Source organism: Rhizomicrobium electricum (assembly GCF_011762045.1).
GTDB classification, from domain to species: domain Bacteria; phylum Pseudomonadota; class Alphaproteobacteria; order Micropepsales; family Micropepsaceae; genus Rhizomicrobium; species Rhizomicrobium electricum.
The window spans coordinates 390,238-410,038 of the sequence record NZ_JAASQS010000003.1 but is presented as its reverse complement, the minus strand read 5'-3'; the positions used below and the strand labels follow the sequence as shown (position 1 = coordinate 410,038).

The window sequence follows — 19,801 nt, the reverse complement described above, 5'->3', positions numbered from 1 at the left end:
CTAGGTTCCCGCAAGCGGAACCGGATGATACGCGCTAGGCTCTCCTTCGCACGTCCGGAAAGGAAGTAACCATGGCAGGCAGCGTGAATAAGGTGATTTTGGTCGGCAACCTCGGGCGCGACCCCGAAGTGCGGCGGATGACGTCGGGTGAACCGATCGTGAACCTGTCGGTGGCGACCTCGGAGTCCTGGCGTGACAAGTCCTCGGGCGAGCGCAAGGAGAAGACCGAGTGGCATCGCGTGGTGATCTTCAACGAAAATCTCGCCAAGATCGCCGAGCAGTATCTGCGCAAGGGCTCCAAGGTCTATCTCGAAGGCCAGCTCGCCACCCGCAAATGGACCGATAAGGACGGGCAGGAGAAGTACACCACCGAGGTTGTGCTGAACCGTTTCCGCGGCGAACTGCAGTTGCTCGACGCTCGCGGCGAAGGGGCCGGTTCCTTCAGCGGTGGTGGCGGCCAGGGCCGCGTCTCGTCCGGCGGCGGCGACGCCCCGCAGAGCTTCGACCGCCCCGAACTGGACGACGAAATTCCGTTCTAAGGCCATCGCCAAATACATCGAACGCGGAGTCGAGATCGTCTCGGCTCCGCGTTTGCGTATTCTTTCCTCCCCGCTATCCGAATGTCGAGTGGCTCGCCGAGCCTTCTCCGCGGAGGAGGAAAGAGACAGCGCAGTTCTTGCCCGCGCATGGCGCTGAACGCGGTACTCCGGAAAGCTGCGGCTTTACTCCGCCTTGGCCTTCAACGGCTGGACGTTGGTCTTGCCGTATTCGGGCTGCAGGCGTCCGGCGATATAGGCGCCGGACTGGATCGCGATGTCCTGGTGCACGATATCGCCCTCCATATGGGCCGAACTCGTCAACACGACCTTCTTGGCTTCGATCTTGCCTTCGATCGTACCCGAGAGCTCGACCTCTTCGCCCGACACCGTGCCGTTGACCTTGGCGCCGGCGCCGACGCGCACCACCGCGGCACGCACGTCGCCGTTCACTTCGCCTTCGATCTGGATGTCTTCCGAGCTCTCGAGCTGGCCGGTGATCTTCAGCGCGCGGCTGATGACAGAAACGCCGCGCGGGCTGGCCGCCGCTATCGGCTGCGCCGACGCGAGCGGACGCTTCACCGGCTCGGCTGTCGCTTGCGGCGTGGGCGCCGGCTCAGTGCGCTCGCCGGGCTTGGCGGCCGGTGCGGGCGGGGTTTCCGGACCCTTGTCGTTGCGGGTGAACATGCTGCTCATGGGCGTGTCTCCGGTAGTTGGGTGAGTGTCTCGAAGTAACTGGGCGGCCGCCACGGCATTCTGCCGTCGACCCGAGCCCCGCGTGCCACCGATACGGTGTTATGGAAGATCTTTCCCGTGACATTTGCGGAACTTTCCACCGTCACGGCGAGGGCGAAGATGCGGCCGTTGAACCGCCCTTCGAGATGCACCTCGTTGGCGACGACGTCGCCCTCGACATTCGATTCCGGCGACAGCACCACGCGATGCGCATTGATGCGGCCCGATACCGTTCCGGCGACATAAAGATCGCCGTCGATATCGAGGACGCCCGTGACTTTCAAACCCCGCCCCACATGCGAAGGCGGCTGTTCGTGCTCATCGGCAGTCTTGCGCGTCTGGGCGAACATGAACCCGTTCCTGTTCAACCCCCGGTGACGATTAAGCCCGCATTGTAGCCGCATCGCAAGCGCGCGCCGACGCCGATCGCAGAATTTGATGGTCTGTGTCTCGCGCCGATGGATGTAAGTCGTAGAAACAAAATCGCAGCCCCGGTCCCGGCGGCCGCGACGGCTTCGGCGGGGGCTGTCGCTGGGCTCCGGCGCGGGGCGGCGCCGCGGCCTAGAATCAGGCTCCGCACGCCCAGCGCCAAAGCGGCTGTTTGGGCGCCGCCCCGAGCCCAAAAGACGCGATATTCATCTTTTATTTTCAATAGCTTGCCTAGACCGCCTCGGCCGCATCTTTCACTGGCAGAACCGGCCTCCAAAGTGCTAGGAACTACGGTCGATTTGCCGCTTCTGGGCCGGTGTGTCCGGGGGCGAAATGTCGGTGGGTGGGGCGCCGCGCTCCACCACACATTGCGCCTGTGAAGGATCCGTTTTTTTGAGCGATACCTCTGTTCCCACGCCGCCGTCTTCGGGCTCGAGCGTCAGCCCGACTGCGATCGAAGACGAACTGAAGCGTTCCTATCTCGATTACGCCATGAGCGTGATCGTCGCCCGCGCCCTGCCGGATGCGCGCGACGGCCTCAAGCCCGTGCACCGTCGCATCCTGTTCTCGATGCACGAGAACAACCGCGACTGGAACAAGCCTTTCCGCAAATCGGCCCTCATCGTCGGCGACGTGATGGGCAAGTACCATCCGCACGGCGATTCCTCCATTTACGACGCGCTGGTGCGCATGGCGCAGCCGTTTTCGATGCGCGTGCCGCTGGTCGACGGCCAAGGCAACTTCGGCTCGGTCGACGGCGATCCGCCGGCCGCCATGCGTTACACCGAAGCGCGCCGCGCCAAGGTCGCCCATACGCTGACCGAGGACATCGACAAGGATACGGTCGAGTACCAGCCCAATTACGACGGTTCGGAGAGAGAGCCGATCGTCCTGCCGGCGCGCTATCCGAACCTTCTGGTCAACGGTGCCTCCGGCATCGCCGTCGGCATGGCGACCAACATCCCGCCGCACAATCTCGGCGAAATCATCGACGCCTGCCTCGCCTACATGGACGATCCCGGCATTTCGATGGATGCGCTGACCGAAATCGTGCCGGGTCCGGACTTTCCGACCGGCGGCCTCATCATCGGCAAGGCGGCGGCGCGTTCGGCGCTGGCGCGCGGGCGCGGCTCGATCCTGATGCGCGCCAAGTGCACGGTCGAGGAAATCCGCAAGGACCGCGAAGCGATCATCGTCCACGAAATTCCGTACCAGGTGAACAAGGCGCGGATGCAGGAACGCATGGCCGAACTGGTGCGCGACAAGCGGGTGGAGGGCATCTCCGACATCCGCGACGAAAGCGACCGGCACGGCATGCGCGTGGTGATCGAGCTGAAGCGCGACGCCTCGGCCGAGGTGGTGCTGAACCAGCTCTACCGCTTCTCCGACCTGCAGACGAGCTTCGGCGTCAACATGCTCGCGATCAACGACGGGCGGCCGCAGCAGATGAATCTGAAGGAACTGATCGGGGCCTTCGTCACCTTCCGCGAGGAAGTGGTGACGCGGCGCACGCGGTTCGAACTGGCCAAGGCGCGCGATCGCGCCCACATCCTGGCAGGCTTGGCGGTTGCGGTCGCCAATATCGACGAAGTCATCGCCTTGATCCGCCGGGCGCCCGACGCGGCGACCGCCAAGGTGCAGTTGATGGAACGCGCCTGGCCGGCGCGCGATGTGGCGCCGCTGGTCATGCTGGTGGCCGATCCGCGCCATCAGATCGCCGAAGACGGCACCATCCACATGTCGGAAGAGCAGGCCAAGGCGATCCTCGAACTGCGCCTGCAGCGTCTCACCGCCCTCGGCCGCGACGAAATCGGCGACGAGGTGAAAAAGCTGGGCGAGGCGATCAAGGATTATCTCGACATCCTGCGTTCGCGTCCGCGCGTGCTTTCGATCATCCAGGACGAGTTGAAGGCGGTGCGCGACGAATACGCGACGCCGCGGCTCACCGAACTCGTCGATGCCGAAGTCGAACTCGAAGACGAGGCGCTGATCGAGCGCGAGGACGTGGCGATCACCGTCACCCACGCCGGCTATATCAAGCGGACGCCGCTCGCCGAATATCGCGTGCAGGGCCGCGGCGGCAAGGGCCGCGCCGGCATGGCGACGCGCGAAGAGGATTTCGTCACCTCGCTGTTCGTGGCTTCGACCCACGCGCCGATGGTGTTCTTTTCCTCTAACGGCATGGCCTACAAGCTGAAGGTCTGGCGGCTGCCCGAGGCGCGCATCCAGGGCAAGGGCAAGGCGCTGGTCAATCTGTTGCCGATGTCCGAAGGCGAGCGCATCGCCACCATCCTGCCGCTGCCCGAAGACGAGAGCCAGTGGGAGAAACTCAACGTCGTGTTCGCCACCAAGAGCGGCAACGTGCGGCGCAACGAGCTCTCGGATTTCGTCAGCATCAACAAGTCCGGCAAGATCGCGATGAAGCTCGAAGCCGGCGACGGCATCGTCGGCGTCTCGATCTGCACCGATCGCGACGACGTGCTGCTCACCACCAAGCTCGGCAAGTGCATCCGCTTCCCGCTCGGCGACATCCGCGTCTTCAAGGGACGCGAATCCACCGGCGTGCGCGGCATCAAGCTGGCGGACGGCGACGAGGTGGTGTCGCTGACGCTGCTGACGCATTCCGACGCATCGAGCGCCGAAGCGCGCGCCTATCTAAAACAGGCGAGTGCGGCGCGGCGGGCCCTGGGCGAAGAACTGCCGTCGGAAGACGCGCCGGCGGACGAAACCGAAGAGGGCGGCGAGGACGTCGTGCTCACCCAGGAGCGGTTCGCCGCGATGGGTGCGAACGAGCAGTTCGTGCTGGCGGTATCGGAGAACGGCTTCGGCAAGCGTACCTCGTCCTACGAGTATCGCGTCACCGGCCGCGGCGGCTCGGGCATCGTTGCGATGGGCATGGGCCGGAAGAACAGCGCCATCATCGCCGCCTTCCCGGTGGAAGAGAGCGACGACCTGATGCTGATCTCCAACGCCGGTCAGACCATCCGCGTGCCGGTGGGTTCGATCAGCGTGCAAGGCCGCTCGGCGCAAGGCGTCACGGTTTTCCGTGTCGACGGCAGCGAGCGCGTGGTTTCGGTGGAACGCATCGTCGCGGAAAGCGACGACAGCGCATAGGGGAGCCCCATGGCCAAACGCATCGCCCTTTATCCAGGGACGTTCGATCCTCCGACGCTTGGCCATTTGGACATCATCAAGCGGGCCGTGAAACTGGTCGACCATCTCGTGGTCGGGGTGGCGACCAACGCCTCCAAAACGCCGCTGTTCACGCTCGAAGAGCGGGTGGAAATCATGCGCGAGGAGGTGGCGGGCTTGATGGGGCCGGGCAAGGCGACCGTCGAGGTGCGCTCCTTCAACGGCCTTTTGATGGAATTTGCCGGTGAAGTCGGCGCCCAGATGACCATCCGCGGCTTGCGCGCGGTCAGTGATTTCGAATACGAATTCCAGATGGTCGGGATGAACGCCGCGATGAAATCCGACGTCGAGACGGTGTTCCTCATGGCCGATCCGCAGCACCAGGCGATCGCATCGCGGCTGGTCAAGGAAATTGCCGTCTTGGGCGGAGACGTGTCGCCATTCGTCAGTGCGCACGTCGTCGAACTGTTGAAACAACGGGCCAAGGATTTGGCCAACTGATTTTGGGGACCGAGAACATGAGCCAAGAACGGCTGATCATGGAATTGAAGTCGGGGCCGGTGACGATCGAGCTGAGGCCCGATCTCGCTCCCAATCACGTGGCGCGCATCAAGGAACTGGCCAATTCCGGTTTCTACGACGGCGTCGCCTTCCACCGCGTCATCGCCGGCTTCATGGCGCAGGGCGGCGATCCGACCGGCACCGGTTCGGGCGGTTCGGAACTGCCCGACCTCAAGGCCGAATTCAACGAGGAGCCGCATGTGCGCGGCACCTGCTCGATGGCGCGCACCAATAATCCGCACAGCGCCAACAGCCAGTTTTTCATCTGCTTCGACGACGCCCGCTTCCTCGACCGTCAGTACACGGTGTGGGGCAAAGTGATCGACGGCATGGACCATGTCGACGCCATCAAGAAGGGTGACGGGCAATCCGGCATGGTCAAGGGCGAACCCGACCGCATCGTGAAGATGCGCGTGGCGGACGCGGAGTAGGCTGTCATCCCGGCCGAGCGCTCCGAAGCATATCGTGCGTAGGAGCGCGAAGAGCCGGGACCCACTTCAGCATCTTCAGATTTCCGGGTGAGTCCCGGATCGCGCCCTGGTGCCAGATGGCGGCATCGTCTTGGGCGCGTCCGGGATGACACTCGTTTTTACTTCCCCGCGTGCTGATACGCGCCCACGGTGCCGCCCGTCTTCCAGCCCAGCATTTTCAGCACGGCCGGCGGGGTCGGCAGCGCGGCCGGGAGCGGCTTCACGAGTTCGAACCGCTTGAGGTCCGGGCTCTTGAACACATCGGCGGGCGCCGCATCGATCTGACGGCCTTTGGCCTCGATGCCGGGCACCGCCTTTTTGAGATCAGCGAGGCTGGCTGGTTTCGCCGTGCAATCGGTGCCGGCGGCGGGCGACCACGACGCGAACGGGGCCGTATTCGTAGCCGGACGGACATAGACGTTGCCGTCGATCGCGGTCAGCGGCGAGGTGGTCAGCTTGCCGCAAAGATCCGGCGACTGTTCGATCTGCAACAGTGGTTCGCGATAGGCCGCGTCGGCAACGACGAGGTTATTGACGAAGATGTGGCCCTGGCGTTCGTCGACATCGGGACCGGTCGAGGAATGCCACGAGAAGACGTCGCCCTTGGGCGTGCGTCCGTTGCGGCTGAACGAGGCCGGACTGTTGACGAAGGTGTTGTCGTACATGTGCACGTTGCGCGAGTTCAACGCCCAGGCGCCGCGCCCGTTGTTGACGAAGACGTTGCCGGCAACGGTGGCGCTGTTGGAAATTTCGAAGAAGAAGCCGACCTGCGCGCCTTCGACGTAGTTGTTCACGAATTCGGCTTCGTAATTGCCGACATCGTACCAGACGCCGTTGGAATTGGGATTGTCCAACACCACGTTGTCCCGGAAGACGACATGGTGGGTCTGGTTGAAGATCTTGACCGCGCCGGGGAAGTAGCCAGTGAGCTTCTCGATGTTGTTGCGGCGGACGATGTTTTTCTCGATCACTACGTCGGTCGAGCCGATCACATAGATACTCTCGGTCGAGGTGTCGCTGAACGCGTTGTTGCGGATCGTCATGTGATCGCCGCGGAACCAACCGCCGACGCGCGAGCAATAGGAGATGGTGTTGTTCTCCAGCACCGAGCCGACAGCTTCCTTGCCGTAGGTTGCGGCGTCGGCCTTGCCGACCGGTTCGTCGGTCGGCTCGTCGTTGGGGCCGAACTGCTTCTTGCCTTCGATTTCGAGGCAGCGGCGGGCATATTGCGTGATCGTCAGGCCACGGATGATCGGGCCCTTGCGGTCGTTGACCTTGCCGTTGACCGGCTGACTGGTGCGGATCAGGGCGCCGTCATGGGCGGTGATTTCGACCGTGTGCGCGGCCGGATCGGCGCCGACATAGACCTCCTTGGCGGCATAGTCGATGTAATAGGTGTGCGGATTGACCTCCGCCGGACTGCCGGCGCTTTGCAGGAATTCGCCGTCGACGAACACCATGTCGTTGTTGAAGCGGTGCAAGGGCGTCGCGGCTTCTTCGTGAGCGCGGTTCCACCAGGCGAGCGGCGCGGCGGGGAACAGCTTGGTCCACGACGTCTTCCACACGCCATTGCCGGCCGGCTGCCAATTGTGCGCGATCTCGGTGCCCTTCAGGACCGGATGCTCGTTCTTGTAGGGCTGGAAAATGATCTTCTGGTTGAAGGTCAGCGAACCGGTGCGGTAGACGCCGCCGCGCAGAATGATCGCGTCACCGGACACCGCCTTGGCAACGGCGGTTTCGAGGGTGGTGGGTGCGCCGAGCGTGGTGCCTGCCGCATCCGGCTTGGCGTCGGGGGCCACGTAATAGACGTGCGGCGCCTTCGGGATGGCGTAGCTGGTGGCGACCGGCCCGTAAGGCCCGCCCGACGGGGCCGCTAAAGCACTGGTAGCGCTCACAATCATGGTCCATGCGAGGAGGTGTGCTTTGAAGCGCATTCCCGGTCTCCCTGTTTTGGTGAATTCGCGCGGCTGCCGCAGCGAGTCTGTTGGCCGACAGTATAAACCGGACGCAGCGGCACTGTCACCGCGGCCGCGTGGCGGCTGCCGCCGCTTCTCACGCAGAGTTGAGAACACTACTTCGCCGGACCGCTCATCGCGTTGGCCATGGCCGCGATCGCCTGATCGAGTGTTGCAACCGAGGGTGCTTCCGGCGGCACGGTGGTGGGATCGAACTTGCCTGCTTTCGACACCGCCTCGATCTGGCCGCGCAAAACCGGCAGCCATGGCGCGTCGGCTTTGGAATCCCGTTCGAGGTCGCGCCAGATCGCGACGGCGCGGCGGGCATGACCGATCTCGGCTTCGGCCAGACCGACATAAAAGCGCGCCCGCGGTTCGCGCGGCTCGCGCTTCAACGCCTGCGCGAAACTTGTGAGAGCGTCGGGGCCGACGGCGCCTTGAGCGGCCAACACGCTGATCTCGCCGAGGTCGGCCCAATCGGCAGCCGTGTCGGCACCAAGCTCCATCGCACGCTTCTGCGCCGTGGCGGCATGCGCCACATCATTCGTGCGCAAATAGAATTCCGAAAGGCGGCGATAGCCGGCGATGGAAGGCTTGGCCGCGAGTTGGGTTTCCATTTTGGCGCCGGCGTCGGCGAGGATCACCGCGGGCTCATGCTTGAGGCGCTCGGCATACGGCGCGCCGGGCAGCCGGGGATGGCCATAGGCCATATATAAAAGGACGGCGGCAAGCGGCAGCGTGACGGCGATCACGATGGCGGCGGTTTTGCGCGCGGTCCGGTCGTCGGCGGGTGCGGGCGAGGGCGCTGTGGCGAGCATGCGGCGCTGGATTTCGGTACGGGCGGCGGCAGCGGCATCGGGCGCGATGAGACCGCGCGCGGCATCCGCGTCGAGTTCGGCAAGCTGGGCGCGATAAACGCCAAGGTCGTAATCGGTGCGGGTACCGAGCGGCGCCGGGACGCGCAGCATCGGCCACAGCAACACGGCGAGCGTTGCCAGCGTCACAAGCGCGAAGGCGAGTCCCAGCATCAGGTGTCGCCTTCTTCCAGGGATTTGAGGCGGGCGCGTTCGGCTTCGCTGAGCGGCGGGGTTTCGAGCGGGCGGCGGCGATACCACGCCAACACGCCAATCCCTCCGGCGCCGAGCAGCAGGAACGGTCCCAGCCACAACAGCCAGGTTTGATCGAACGGCGGCTTGAGCAGAACGTAAGTGCCGTAGCGCGCGACGATGTAGTTTTTCACCTGGGCATCATTGTCGCCCGCGGCGATGCGCTGGCGCACGAGAAGACGCAGATCGCGCGCCAGCGGGGCATCGGACTCGTCGATGGATTCGTTCTGACAGACGAGACAGCGCAGTTCCTTGCCGATGGTGCGGGCGCGCGCCTCCTGCTGCGGGTCTTTCATCACCTCGTCGGGCTGGACCGCGAAGGCGGGCACCAGGAACACAAGGGCGAGAAGCGCACGTTTCATTGAAGTTTCTCCGCCAGCGGGAGAATGTCGTTCTTCAACACGTCTTCGGTCAGCGGGCCGGCGACTTTGCGGCGGATGATGCCGTTCTTGTCGATCAGATAGGTTTCCGGCACGCCCGAAACGCCGAAATCGATGCCGGTGCGCCCGTCCGCATCGGCCGCCACCCGCGTGTAAGGATTGCCGAGTTCGGCAAGCAGGCCTTGCGCGTCGTCCGGCTTGTCCTTGTAGGCGATGCCGACCAGCGCGATACCGTGGCCTTGGACGAGGCGCAGCACCGGATGCTCGGCGCGGCACGGCAGGCACCAGGAGGCGAAGAAATTCACCAGCGTGACGCGGCCCTTCAAATCGGTGGTGGCAAAGCTGGGTTGGCCGGGATAGAGCGGCTTGAGGGCAAATGCGGGCGCGGGCTTGTCGATCAACACCGAGGGAATGAGATTGGGCGTGTCGCCCGCGGCGGTCTGCTGCAAGCGCCAGAAAAACACGCCGACCAGGATCAGAAACGCCAGCGCCGGAAGGGCGTAACGTCCGCCGACGGGGATTTTGATCTCGCGCCGCGGTGCGGGTTCCACTTCGACAAAGCGCGCGGCTTTTTTGGGGGCGCCGATGCGCCAGCGCCGGTCGCTGAGAGAAACGAGACCGCCGAGGACCATCACGACGGCGCCGAAGAAGATCCACGGCACCAGCGGATTGTGGAAGATGTGCACGACATGGCCGCCGTGATCGTCGGACTCACCCAGCACGACATAAAGATCGCTGACAAAGTTGGTGAGGATGGCGACGGTCGATTTCGGCTCGGGCGGGTTGTCGTAGAGCCGCCGTTCGGGGCGCATCACACTGAGCGTGCGGCCGTCTTTCTCGGCGAAGAAGAGTCCGCGATCGGCTGTGTAATTGGGGCCGCGGGCGTTGTCTTCGACACCGACGAAGCGGACGGTGTAACCGGCGATGGTCGTGCTTTGGCCGGGGTGCATCACCAGCAGCTTTTCGCTCTGCCACGATAGCGAGCCGGTGACCCCGATCAAGAAAATCGCCATGCCGATATGCGCCAATGCCATGCCGTGCATCGCGCGCGGCAGATGGCGGGCGTGCGCGAGGGTTTGGCGCAGCGGTTTGCGGAACAGGCCGACGCGGCCGGTCCATTCGGTCAAGGTGCCGAACAGCAGCCATGCGGCGAGGCCGAGACCCAAGGCAGGCAAGGCGGATACGGCGCGGGTGAGGACGAGGGTGACAATGATGGTGGCGGCAGCGACGACAGCGGCAAAGCGGGCGCGCTTCAAGGCTTCGATGCCGTCGCCGCGCTTCCAGGCTAGCAGCGGGCCGAGCGGCATCACCAGCAGCATTGGGGTCAGCAGGACCGGCACCACCAGATTGAACCACGGAGCGCCGACGGACAGCTTCTGTAGATGCAGCGCATCGGCGATCAACGGCGCCAAGGTGCCGAGGAGGACGGTCCCGGCGGCGCAGGAGAGGAACAGATTATTGAAGACGAGGCCGCTCTCGCGCGAGACCGGTGCGAAGATGCCGCCGGCTTTCAAGGCTCCGGCGCGGGCCGCGAACAGGATCAGCGAACCGCCGGTGACGATCGCGAGCAGAGCGAGAATGAACTTTCCGCGCGCGGGATCGTTGGCGAAGGCGTGGACGCTGGTCAGCACGCCGGAACGCACCAGGAAGGTGCCGAGCAGCGACAGCGAGAACGCGAGGATGGCGAGGAATATCGTCCAGCCCTTCAAGGTGTCGCGCTTTTCGACCACGATGGCGGAATGCAGCAAGGCGGTGCCCGCGAGCCAAGGCATCAGCGAGGCGTTTTCGACTGGGTCCCACGCCCACCAGCCGCCCCAGCCGAGGGTGTAATAGGACCACCACGAGCCCATCGCGATGCCGAGCGTCAAGGCGCACCACGCCGCCAGCGTCCACGGCCTTACCCAACGCGCCCAGGCAGCGTCGACACGGCCTTCGATCAATGCGGCGATGGCAAAAGAGAACGCCATCGAGAAGCCGACATACCCGAGATAGAGAAACGGCGGATGGAAGGCGAGGCCGGGGTCCTGCAAGAGCGGATTGAGGCCTTCGCCATTGACCGGCGGCGGGCTGATGCGCTCGAACGGATTAGAGGTCGCGAGGATGAACAGCAAAAATCCGAACGCGATCATGCCTTGGACCGCGAGTACGCGGGCCCGCAACGCTGGGGGCAGGTTCTTGCCGAACAATGCGACCGCGAGGCCGTAGAAGGCGAGGATCAGCACCCACAAGAGCATCGAGCCCTCGTGGTTTCCCCACACGCCGGTGATCTTGTAGAGCAGCGGTTTGTCGGTGTGGCTGTTGTGGACGACGTTGGCGACGGAAAAATCGCTCGTCACATGCAGCCAGACCAGCGCCGCAAACGACAGCGCGATCAGCCCGAACTGGGCGCTCGCAGCGGACGGTGCCAGCTTCATCCACGAAGCCTGTCCGCGCGCCGCACCGACCAGCGGCACAGCCGACTGTACCGCCGCAATCAGCAGCGCCAGGATCAGGGCAAAAAGACCGATTTCGGCAATCATGAGCTCGCGAGCGCCGACGTGGGGACTCTATCTAGAGCGCCCCACGGCAATCGGCAAGTTCGCGACGGTCAGGACATCGGCGGGCCGAGGATTTTCATCGCGTAGACGGCGGCGGTCCGCGCCAGGCGCTCGATCTCGGCGGGCGTCGGCGCCGACGGCTCGGGCAACTGCGCGGTTTCGGCCGGCCGTCCCATGGCGCGGATGAAGTTCTCGAAATTGGGACCCGCCATCATGTTGAGGCCGCGCGCGCCTTCGGGCGACTCGACGCGGAACGCATGCGGAATGCCCTTGGGCGCGACGGCCGTCTGACCGGCTTCGAGCACGAACTCGTCATTGCCGACGCGGAAACGCATGCGGCCTTCGATGAGATGAAAAATCTCGTCGTCGTCATGATGGACGTGGGTGGGCGGCGCATCGCCGTACGGCGCGCGGAATTCGATCACCGAAACGCCGTCGCGGCCCGCGGCGCTCGAACGGCAAACGGTCATCAGCGAATTGAGAAACCAGATGCGCTCTTCCGCAACGGCAGCGGTGTTGTTCACGTCGAACCCTCCTTGGTGGTTGAGGGCCAAATAGGGGGTGCATGCCGGTTCCCCTAATTCCAATTTCGTATAGCTCGCATACGAATTCGGTGTGGCCGCAACATGCCGCCGCGGAATATCAGCCCGTCGCGAGATGCCATGACGCGCCGGGGGCGGTGCCGATCAGCGCCGAACCCGCCACGGAAATCCCGTTCATGGTCCACAAAGCGGCCTGCCCGTCCGAGCGCTGCCATAAAATGTCGGCTTTGCCGTCGTGATTGAAATCGCAGGCGCGCGCAATGCTCCAGCTTGCGCCGGGATTGGGACCGGTCAGACCGCTCGACGCAACGGAAGTCCCGTTCATGAACCACGTCGTGGCCTGGCCGCTGTCGTTCTGCAGCAGGATGTCGGCCTTGCCGTCGCCGTCGAAATCGGCCGCGGCTTTGACATGCCACGACGGATCGGCCCGGCCGATGGCCGCGGAGCCCGTCACCGTGGCGCCGTTCATGGTCCAGATCGCGACCTGTCCGTTGTCGGCCTGCCAGATGAGATCGGCCTTGCCGTCGCCGTTGACATCGCCGGTCGCCATAAGATGCCAGCTCGCGCCCGGATTGGGGCCGGCATAGGCGCCGGATACGACGGACGTGCCGTTCATCGTCCAGATGGCGGCGGCGCCGCTTGCGTTCTGCCAGACGAGATCGGCCTTGCCGTCGCCGTTGAAGTCGGCGGTGCCGACCAGACGCCAGTCGCTGCCGGGATTGGAGCCGACGATCCCGCCGCTGACGACGGTGGTGCCGTTCATGGTCCAGATCGCGATGCTGCCGTTCGTGTTCTGCCACAGAATGTCGGCCTTGCCGTCGCCGTTGAAATCGGTCGAGGCAATCACGTGCCAGGCCGGTCCGGGATTGGGACCGGCGAGGGCGCCGCCCGTTACCGCGGTGCCGTTCAGCGTCCAAATTGCGGCGCTGCCGTTGTCGTTCTGCCAAAGCAGGTCGCATTGGCCGTCGCCGTTGAAATCGTCGGTCAGCGGGGCCGCGGCTGCGTTGCCGAGAAAGCGCACGGTCTGGATGTTGGTCAGCGTATCGACCGCCCCGAGCCCGCTCACCGTCATGCTGCCGTCGGCGTTGTTGACGACGGTATAAGCGCTCTGCGGACCGGTGAAGAGGACCGTGTTGCTGCCGCCGCCGCCGTCGAGCACGTCATTGCCGGCACCGGCGGTGAAGGTGTCGTTGCCGGCGCCGCCGCGTACGATGTCGCCGTCATTGTTGCAGACGACCGAGGTATTGCCGCTGCCGCACACCAGGGTATCGATGGCGGTGCCGTAGGCGATGGCGATATTGCGCGTAAGCCCGCCGACGTTCGAGAACGCACCGGGATTGAGATCGACGGTTGCCGCTTGCGTATAGCCCGAAATGTCGAGCGTGTTGCCGGTGCCCTTATCCCACAGCGTCACCACCGGCGTGGTGTTGCGGGTGAAATCGAACGCCGGCGCAAGATCGCCGCCGATGTTGCTGTTGAAGCCGAACACCTGTCCGCCCGATAGCGGCGTCGTCTTGGCCACGCCGTAGATGCTTTGGATGGCGAGGATGTCGAGCGGCATCCAGCTTTCCGGCTGGGCGCTTTTCCAGTTCGCACCGGCGTCGGCGATGTAGCTCATCACGCTCCAGGCGCGGGTATCGCAGGAGCCGTTCTGCTGCATCGACGGATCGACGGAGTTGTTGTAGGGGCCGGCGTGGCCGAGCCCCAGCGCGTGACCGATCTCGTGCAGCGCCGTCATTGGTCCGCCGGTGCCGGTGAGAGGGAAATTCGTGGTGTCGATCGAAACGGTGGCACTTGCCATCGAGAGAAGGTGCGTGCCGCCGGGCTGGCCGCCGGTCCCGCTCTTGTCGATTGCGGAGGAAATCGTCGTCGCTGCGCCGTCGTAACCGCGGAAGAAAGTAATGTTGGGGCTGTCGCTGCTGGTCGTTTCGGTGAAGGTCACATCGGCGACGGCAGACCACAACGCCAGTGCGGAATGGAAGACCTGCGTTTCGGTCGCCGACCAGGCGGCGTGGGTGTCGAAGTAGTAGCTGATCGTCGCGCCGGTCTTGGCCGTATCGGAACCCCATTTGCGCGCATCGGTGTAACCGGTCGCGTAGCCGGCAGGCGTTGAGCCGTCCCAGCCCCAGTAGGCCTTGGCTGCAATGGTGCCGTCGGCATTCACGCCGGAGATGTAGGCGGCTTCGTCGATCTGGGCGGTCATGAAATCGTCCCTATACGGATTACGGAACAGCTAACAGGGTTGCCGGCGCTAGCACCATCGGGGCGAACCGATCGCGGCGGCCAAAAACGCCGCGGCGTTGACGAGGATCAACGGGCGGGCGTGCGACTGCGGACTACTCCGGTACCTTCTCGTCGCATCGGCGAAAGTGCGGATGGCGCTGCCGTCGTCACCGATCCCAAAAATGTCCCCGCGACAGTCGCGAAGACTGCGCAGGAACAGGATCGAGCCATGCCGAAATTGCGCGTTTTGCTCAAGGCCGCGAGCGTTTTCGTACCGGTGAGCTTCATGTTCAGCGTCATCCCGGTCACGCCTGCCGCAGCCAAGATCCTCACCGTCGGGGCCGGCCAGCAGTACACCACCATCGCCGCCGCGGCGTCGGTCGTGCGTTCGGGCGATACCATCAATGTCATGCCGGGCAATTACGGCTGCGCCAATTTCGGCCAGTACAACAATTTCACCATCCAGGGCGTCGGCGGAGGCGTCAACGTGTCGGGTGCCGTGTGCTCCTCCAAGGGGCTGTTCGTCTTCGGCGGCAAGGGCATCACGGTCAAGAACATCTCGTTCTCGGGTGCGACCGCTTCCGACGGCAACGGCGCCGGCATCCGGTTCCAGGGCCAGAACCTGAACGTCGTCAATTGCGGCTTCAGGAACAATCAGAACGGCATTCTCTCGGACTACAACGTGTTCTCGACCGTCAACGTGACGGGCAGCGTGTTCGACCATAACGGCACTTGCGTGTCGTCGAAGGGCTGCGGCCACGCCATCTACGCCGGACACGTCGGCGTGTTGAACGTGCAGAACTCGACCTTCACCGATACCCAGTCCGGCCATTCGATCAAATCGCGCGCCAACGCCACCTACGTCATCGGCAACACCATCAAGGACGGGCAGACCGGCACGGCCTCCTATCTGATCGACGTTCCCGACGGCGGCGCGGTGACCATTGCCGGCAATACCCTGGAGAAGGGACCGAAATCGTCGAACCATACCGCGGCGATCGCCATCGCGGAGGAGTCGAAGTCCAATCCCGCCGGTGCGATCCTGATCACCAACAACCGATTCCAGAACGATACCAACACCAACGAGTTCATCTGGAACCAGTCCGGTCACGATGCGATCATCGCCGGCAACGTGCTGACCGGAAATTCGACCAAGGTGAAGACCGGTCTTGGAACGGTGACGAGCGGGCGGGCGGTGGTGAGCGTGCTTGGCGAAAGCGGGCTGCTTCCGGGCGGCGAAAGCGGACCGGCTACGGGCGGCGATGCAGCGCAAACGAACGTGACCAACGTGCCGGAGCCGAACGGGATCTTCTATCTCGCCGGCGGGCTGATCCTGCTCGGCTGGATCCTGCGGCGCAAAAAGGGCTGAAGTGCGCGGTTGTTGTTTTTGGCGTCGCTTCAGCCCTTTCTCTCCCTCCTGGAAGGGTAACTGCATATCGGGTCAGGGCTCGCGCATGCCTTCGTCGGCGGTGCGCAGGATCGGGTTCAGCACATACGAGGCGATCGACCGTTTGCCGGTCTTGATCTCCGCGGAGGCGACCAGACCCGGCCGCAAATGCAGGCCGCGTTTGGCCAGTTCGGCGGGCGGATCGGTCAGCCGCACGCGGGCGCGATAAACAAGCTGACTCTGTTCGCCTTCCTTGAGCGGAATGGAGTCGGCACTGATGACGTCGAGCTTGCCGTTGAGCGTGCCGTACTTCTGGAACGGATAGGATTCCAGCTTCACGCGCACGTCCGCCCCCGGTTTGAGATAACTGACGTCGCGCGACGGCACATTGGCCTCGACATAAAGTGCGGCACCGTCCGGCACCAGCGTCACCAGTGTTTCGGCTTCCTTCAGCACCGATCCCACCGAACGGTCGGCGATTTCGAGCACGGTGCCGCTGACCGGCGCGGTGATCCGGGTGAACTCGCGCATGCGATGGGCCTTGGTCAGCGTTTCTGATGCCTCGGCGAGGTCCTGACGGGCCTGCACCAGTTCGTGATTGTGGTCGCTGCGCCACTTGTCGACAAAGGCCTGCCGTTCGGACTGGATTTCGAGACGTTGCTGGGCGAGCTTCCTCACCTCGCCGGTGGTGGAGGCGAGCTTCATGTTGACGTCGACGGTACTCGACTGCGCCTTCATCACGTCGAGCGGCGCGCCGGCCTTTTCTTCCAACAGGTGCTGATAGATGCTGACCACCTTGTTCGACATGTCGAGTTGCTGCTTGAGCCCGTCGACCGCCACGGTGTTGGCATGCAGTTCGGAATTGACGGCGGCAACACGGCTGTCGCGCTGGGCCATTTCGGCGTCGTAATTCGCGGCCTCCTGGGTGAATATCTGCGCTTCGGTCTGACGCTCGCGATTGTCGGCGGCGGTGGCGGCGAAGGCCGTCCCGTCAAGTTGGGCCGTGATCCGCTCCACCCGCGCCGACAGCGCCCGCACTTTGTGTTCGAGCGACGCAACGTCGGCATCGGCAAACGCCGGATCGAATGCCACCAGCATCTGCCCCTTCTTCACATGATCGCCCGGCAGCACAGCGATGTCGGCAATGCGCGAGGTGGTGAAGGGCTGCATGACCACGAGCGGCGTGCGGGTGGCAATCTTGCCGGGCGCGACAACGATACGGTCGACCGAGCCGATGATCGACCACAGCACGCCCAGCACCAGCAGCGTCACCACGGCATAGAGCGCGGCGTGCACCGAAACCGGCACCGGCGCTTCCTCGATGGCAGTGGCGTCGGACTTGAATTCCTGCGCCATGCCGGCGTCGCCCCGCACCGTCTCGTCGGTAAAGCGGCGGTCGATCCAGCCGTCGAACGTCTTCCACCGGCGGAGGAATTGTTCTTCGGCGGTGTAGCGGGCTTCGCGGGCCTTGTCCCGCGCCTTCTCCATGAAGCTCATGCGGCCCTCTGCATCTGCTGCGACCACAGTTGGCGATAGATGGGGTTACGGCCGATCAACTCGTCGTGCCGGCCCATGTCGGCGAGCGAGCCGCCTTCGAGCACCATGATCGCATCGGCGGCACGGATGGTTTGGAGACGATGCGAGATCACGATGGTGGTGCGGCCGCGCGCAATCTCGGCGAGGTTCTTCACCACCACGGCTTCGGAATCGGGATCGAGTGCGGAGGTGGCTTCGTCGAAGATGATGATGCGGGGACGGCGCAAGAGAGCGCGGGCGATCGACAGCCGCTGCTTCTGGCCGCCGGAGAGATTGACGGCGCCTTCTTCCAGCACGGTGTCGTAACGCTGCGGCAGGAGCTGGATAAATTCGTCGGCACCGGCCTGGCGCGCGGCAGCGACGATGTCCTCGAAGCCGGCGGTCGGCTGGCCCATGCGGATGTTGTCCTTGATGGAACCGCGGAACAGGAACGGCTCCTGCGGCACGACGCCCGATGCACCGCGCAGATAGGCGAGGTCGATGTCCCGGATGTCGTGGCCGTCGATGCGGATGGCACCTTCGCCGGCGTAGTAAAGGCCCTGCAACAGCGCCGACAGCGTCGTCTTGCCCGAGCCGGACCGTCCGACGATGCCGATCATCGCGCCGGCCGGAATGCGGGCGGAGAAATCCTTCAGCGCCGGGCGGTCGGTGTTGGGATAGCGGAAGGTGACGCGGTCGATCTCGATGTCGCCGCGCAGCGCGGGGGTGAGACCGCGGCGGGTGGATTCGGTTGGACGGTTCATGATCTCGCCCAGCATTTCGACGCTCATCAGCACTTCCTGATAGTTGTTCAAGAGGCCGATGAGCTGCAGCACCGGACTGATGACGCGCCCCGACAGCATGTTGAACGCCACCAACTCGCCGACCGTGAGGTGATGGCCGAACACCAGAAACGCGCCGACCGTCACGATCACGATCGACAGCGCCTTTTCGATGAATTGCGACAGGGCGTTGGCGGCGAGCGAAATCTTGCCGACTTGGACATACGTCCGCACGGCCTCGGCGGCGGCGTTTTCCCAGGCCTCCTGGCGGCGCGGCTCGAGATTGAGCGACTTCACCGTGCGCATGCCGTGAACGCTTTCCACCAGCAGCGACTGGCGTTGCGCTTCGGCCTGATAGAGCCGCTTCAAGCGGCGGCGATAGGGGCCGATCATGGCGGCGATGACGACGGCCAAGAGGACGGTGACCAGGAGCACGACGCCGGTCAGCCAGCCGGAATACCACGCCATCAGCGGCAGGAAGACGATCAGCGCCGGCAGATCGAGCAGGGTGGTGAGCAGCCGCCCGGTGAGGAACTCGCGGATCTGCGAACCCTGCTGCATGTGCTTGGTGACGACGCCTGCGAGCTGCTGCTCGAAGAAGGTGATCGGCAGGGCCATCAGGTGTTCGAAGGTGGTGCGGGCCACGCGCATGTCGATGCGGGAGGCGGTATTGAGGATGAAATAGCCGCGCAGCCAGTTGAGAATGGCATCGAACGTGATCGCCACCACGACGCCGATGCCGATCACCACCAGCGTCGAGACGCTGAGATAGACCAGCACGCGGTCGATCACGATCTGGAAGAAGATCGGCACCGCCAGTGCCACGACGTGCATGGCGAGGGCCGCGATCACGACGTTGCGGAGCAGGTCGCGCTGGCGCCAGAATTCGGGCACGAACCAGCCGAGCCCGAAGCGCCGCGTGGTGTCGGAAAGCTTGTAAGGCCGCTTGATGAGCACGATTTCGCCGGTCCAGTGCTGGGTGAACTCGGCCTTGGTGATCGGGAAGAGATTGGCTTCCGGCGCGCGCGGATTGAACACCACGACCATCGGCTCGCCGCCTTCCGGCGAGGGCACGGCGGTCTGCAGCACCACGACATAGGCGCCGTTGGAAAGCCGCGCCATGAACGGCGCCAGCTTGGCGAAGCGTTGCAGCCGCGCGAAGTCGAGCTTGTGAACGGCGGCCTTGAGGCCTTCGCTGCGGGCGATGCGCGAGAGGCCTTCCGCATCCGGCTCCGCGTCGCGGGCGTAGAGATGCATCAGCCGCGGCAGGCTCCAGTCGAGCTCGAGATGACGGGCAACGGCAGCAAGGCCTTTGAGGCCGGTCTGCAGGCAAGTGTCGGTGTCTGTCGGTTGGAAACTTGTCACGCGTTTTATCCCAAGTGTCCGGAGGCGTTCTAAAGAGCCGCGCACCGATCCGCCAATAAGTAAGTACCGCACACAAAAGTAACTGAGTGGTGTCATTCACGACGGCGGTTTCCGGTCCGGCAAGAGACATAAATCGGGCGTGCCGC

General features: G+C 64.3%; 15 protein-coding genes and 1 pseudogene. 5 read left to right on the top strand and 11 right to left on the bottom strand.

The window, feature by feature from the left end:
* Window positions 1-71 precede the first annotated feature (71 nt).
* Window positions 72-539, top strand: coding sequence for a single-stranded DNA-binding protein (gene ssb, locus FHS84_RS07465; protein ID WP_166932496.1), 468 nt, complete (start codon window positions 72-74; stop codon window positions 537-539).
* A gap of 183 nt (window positions 540-722) precedes the next feature.
* On the opposite strand, the gene FHS84_RS07460 is transcribed toward ssb, so the two are convergent.
* Both FHS84_RS07460 and FHS84_RS07455 read right to left on the bottom strand, forming a co-directional pair.
* A complete protein-coding gene (locus FHS84_RS07460; protein ID WP_166932494.1) occupies window positions 723-1,232 on the bottom strand; it encodes a bactofilin family protein in 510 nt (169 codons plus the stop codon).
* Window positions 1,229-1,621 (bottom strand): bactofilin family protein, encoded by a 393-nt coding sequence (locus tag FHS84_RS07455; protein ID WP_166932491.1) that lies wholly within the window; start codon window positions 1,619-1,621, stop codon window positions 1,229-1,231. The genes FHS84_RS07460 and FHS84_RS07455 overlap by 4 nt, the downstream gene beginning before the upstream one ends.
* 472 nt (window positions 1,622-2,093) lie before the next feature.
* On the opposite strand from FHS84_RS07455, the gene gyrA reads away from it, so the two are divergent.
* From gyrA to FHS84_RS07440, 3 genes are read left to right on the top strand one after another with little or no spacing between them, the layout of a single operon-like run.
* Window positions 2,094-4,814, top strand: coding sequence for a DNA gyrase subunit A (gene gyrA / locus FHS84_RS07450; RefSeq protein WP_208393751.1), 2,721 nt, complete (start codon window positions 2,094-2,096; stop codon window positions 4,812-4,814).
* Window positions 4,815-4,823: 9 nt separating this feature from the next.
* The gene (gene coaD / locus FHS84_RS07445; RefSeq protein ID WP_166932486.1) at window positions 4,824-5,333 is read left to right on the top strand and encodes a pantetheine-phosphate adenylyltransferase; all 510 of its coding nucleotides are present in this window, start codon (window positions 4,824-4,826) and stop codon (window positions 5,331-5,333) included.
* 17 nt (window positions 5,334-5,350) lie between these two features.
* Complete coding sequence (locus FHS84_RS07440; RefSeq protein WP_166932484.1) at window positions 5,351-5,824, top strand: peptidylprolyl isomerase; 474 nt, start codon at window positions 5,351-5,353, stop codon at window positions 5,822-5,824.
* A 158-nt stretch (window positions 5,825-5,982) separates the two neighbouring features.
* On the opposite strand, the gene FHS84_RS07435 is transcribed toward FHS84_RS07440, so the two are convergent.
* The 7 genes and pseudogenes from FHS84_RS07435 to FHS84_RS07410 all read right to left on the bottom strand — a co-directional run bounded on the left by FHS84_RS07435 (window position 5,983) and on the right by FHS84_RS07410 (window position 14,586).
* Window positions 5,983-7,797 (bottom strand): right-handed parallel beta-helix repeat-containing protein, encoded by a 1,815-nt coding sequence (locus tag FHS84_RS07435; RefSeq protein WP_208393750.1) that lies wholly within the window; start codon window positions 7,795-7,797, stop codon window positions 5,983-5,985.
* A 137-nt stretch (window positions 7,798-7,934) separates the two neighbouring features.
* The gene (ccmI, locus tag FHS84_RS07430; protein WP_166932482.1) at window positions 7,935-8,846 is read right to left on the bottom strand and encodes a c-type cytochrome biogenesis protein CcmI; all 912 of its coding nucleotides are present in this window, start codon (window positions 8,844-8,846) and stop codon (window positions 7,935-7,937) included.
* Window positions 8,846-9,286, bottom strand: a complete 441-nt coding sequence (locus FHS84_RS07425) for a cytochrome c-type biogenesis protein (RefSeq protein ID WP_166932480.1) — start codon at window positions 9,284-9,286, stop codon at window positions 8,846-8,848. Before FHS84_RS07425 ends, ccmI begins: the two co-directional genes overlap by 1 nt.
* Window positions 9,283-9,768 carry a DsbE family thiol:disulfide interchange protein gene (locus tag FHS84_RS23060; RefSeq protein ID WP_425061558.1) on the bottom strand — a complete coding sequence of 162 codons (486 nt, stop codon included), beginning with the start codon at window positions 9,766-9,768 and terminating at the stop codon, window positions 9,283-9,285. The genes FHS84_RS07425 and FHS84_RS23060 overlap by 4 nt, the downstream gene beginning before the upstream one ends.
* A 99-nt stretch (window positions 9,769-9,867) precedes the next feature.
* A pseudogene (locus FHS84_RS07420) lies at window positions 9,868-11,823 on the bottom strand (heme lyase CcmF/NrfE family subunit); the annotation flags it as partial.
* Window positions 11,824-11,891: 68 nt separating this feature from the next.
* Window positions 11,892-12,365: a cupin domain-containing protein gene (locus FHS84_RS07415; protein ID WP_166932478.1), complete on the bottom strand. Its 474-nt coding sequence runs from the start codon at window positions 12,363-12,365 to the stop codon at window positions 11,892-11,894.
* Window positions 12,366-12,483: 118 nt separating this feature from the next.
* Window positions 12,484-14,586, bottom strand: coding sequence for an FG-GAP-like repeat-containing protein (locus tag FHS84_RS07410; protein WP_166932475.1), 2,103 nt, complete (start codon window positions 14,584-14,586; stop codon window positions 12,484-12,486).
* Between the two features lie 249 nt (window positions 14,587-14,835).
* On the opposite strand from FHS84_RS07410, the gene FHS84_RS07405 reads away from it, so the two are divergent.
* A complete protein-coding gene (locus FHS84_RS07405) occupies window positions 14,836-15,975 on the top strand; it encodes a right-handed parallel beta-helix repeat-containing protein (protein ID WP_166932471.1) in 1,140 nt (379 codons plus the stop codon).
* A 72-nt stretch (window positions 15,976-16,047) separates the two neighbouring features.
* Here FHS84_RS07405 and FHS84_RS07400 read toward each other — a convergent pair whose 3' ends face one another.
* On the bottom strand, window positions 16,048-17,490 hold the full coding sequence (locus FHS84_RS07400) for an HlyD family type I secretion periplasmic adaptor subunit (RefSeq protein ID WP_166932469.1): 1,443 nt from the start codon (window positions 17,488-17,490) through the stop codon (window positions 16,048-16,050).
* Window positions 17,487-19,655 (bottom strand): ABC transporter transmembrane domain-containing protein, encoded by a 2,169-nt coding sequence (locus FHS84_RS07395; RefSeq protein WP_208393748.1) that lies wholly within the window; start codon window positions 19,653-19,655, stop codon window positions 17,487-17,489. The genes FHS84_RS07400 and FHS84_RS07395 overlap by 4 nt, the downstream gene beginning before the upstream one ends.
* Between the last annotated feature and the right edge of the window lie 146 nt (window positions 19,656-19,801).

Excerpts from the sequence above, each read along its gene's own strand:
- ssb (WP_166932496.1), top strand. The coding sequence starts at position 72 with ATGGCAGGCAGCGTGAATAAGGTGATTTTGGTCGGCAACCTCGGGCGC.
- FHS84_RS07460 (WP_166932494.1), bottom strand. The coding sequence starts at position 1,232 with ATGAGCAGCATGTTCACCCGCAACGACAAGGGTCCGGAAACCCCGCCC.
- FHS84_RS07455 (WP_166932491.1), bottom strand. The coding sequence starts at position 1,621 with ATGTTCGCCCAGACGCGCAAGACTGCCGATGAGCACGAACAGCCGCCT.
- coaD (WP_166932486.1), top strand. The coding sequence starts at position 4,824 with ATGGCCAAACGCATCGCCCTTTATCCAGGGACGTTCGATCCTCCGACG.
- FHS84_RS07440 (WP_166932484.1), top strand. The coding sequence starts at position 5,351 with ATGAGCCAAGAACGGCTGATCATGGAATTGAAGTCGGGGCCGGTGACG.
- FHS84_RS07435 (WP_208393750.1), bottom strand. The coding sequence starts at position 7,797 with ATGCGCTTCAAAGCACACCTCCTCGCATGGACCATGATTGTGAGCGCT.
- ccmI (WP_166932482.1), bottom strand. The coding sequence starts at position 8,846 with ATGCTGGGACTCGCCTTCGCGCTTGTGACGCTGGCAACGCTCGCCGTG.
- FHS84_RS07425 (WP_166932480.1), bottom strand. The coding sequence starts at position 9,286 with ATGAAACGTGCGCTTCTCGCCCTTGTGTTCCTGGTGCCCGCCTTCGCG.
- FHS84_RS07410 (WP_166932475.1), bottom strand. The coding sequence starts at position 14,586 with ATGACCGCCCAGATCGACGAAGCCGCCTACATCTCCGGCGTGAATGCC.
- FHS84_RS07405 (WP_166932471.1), top strand. The coding sequence starts at position 14,836 with ATGCCGAAATTGCGCGTTTTGCTCAAGGCCGCGAGCGTTTTCGTACCG.
- FHS84_RS07400 (WP_166932469.1), bottom strand. The coding sequence starts at position 17,490 with ATGAGCTTCATGGAGAAGGCGCGGGACAAGGCCCGCGAAGCCCGCTAC.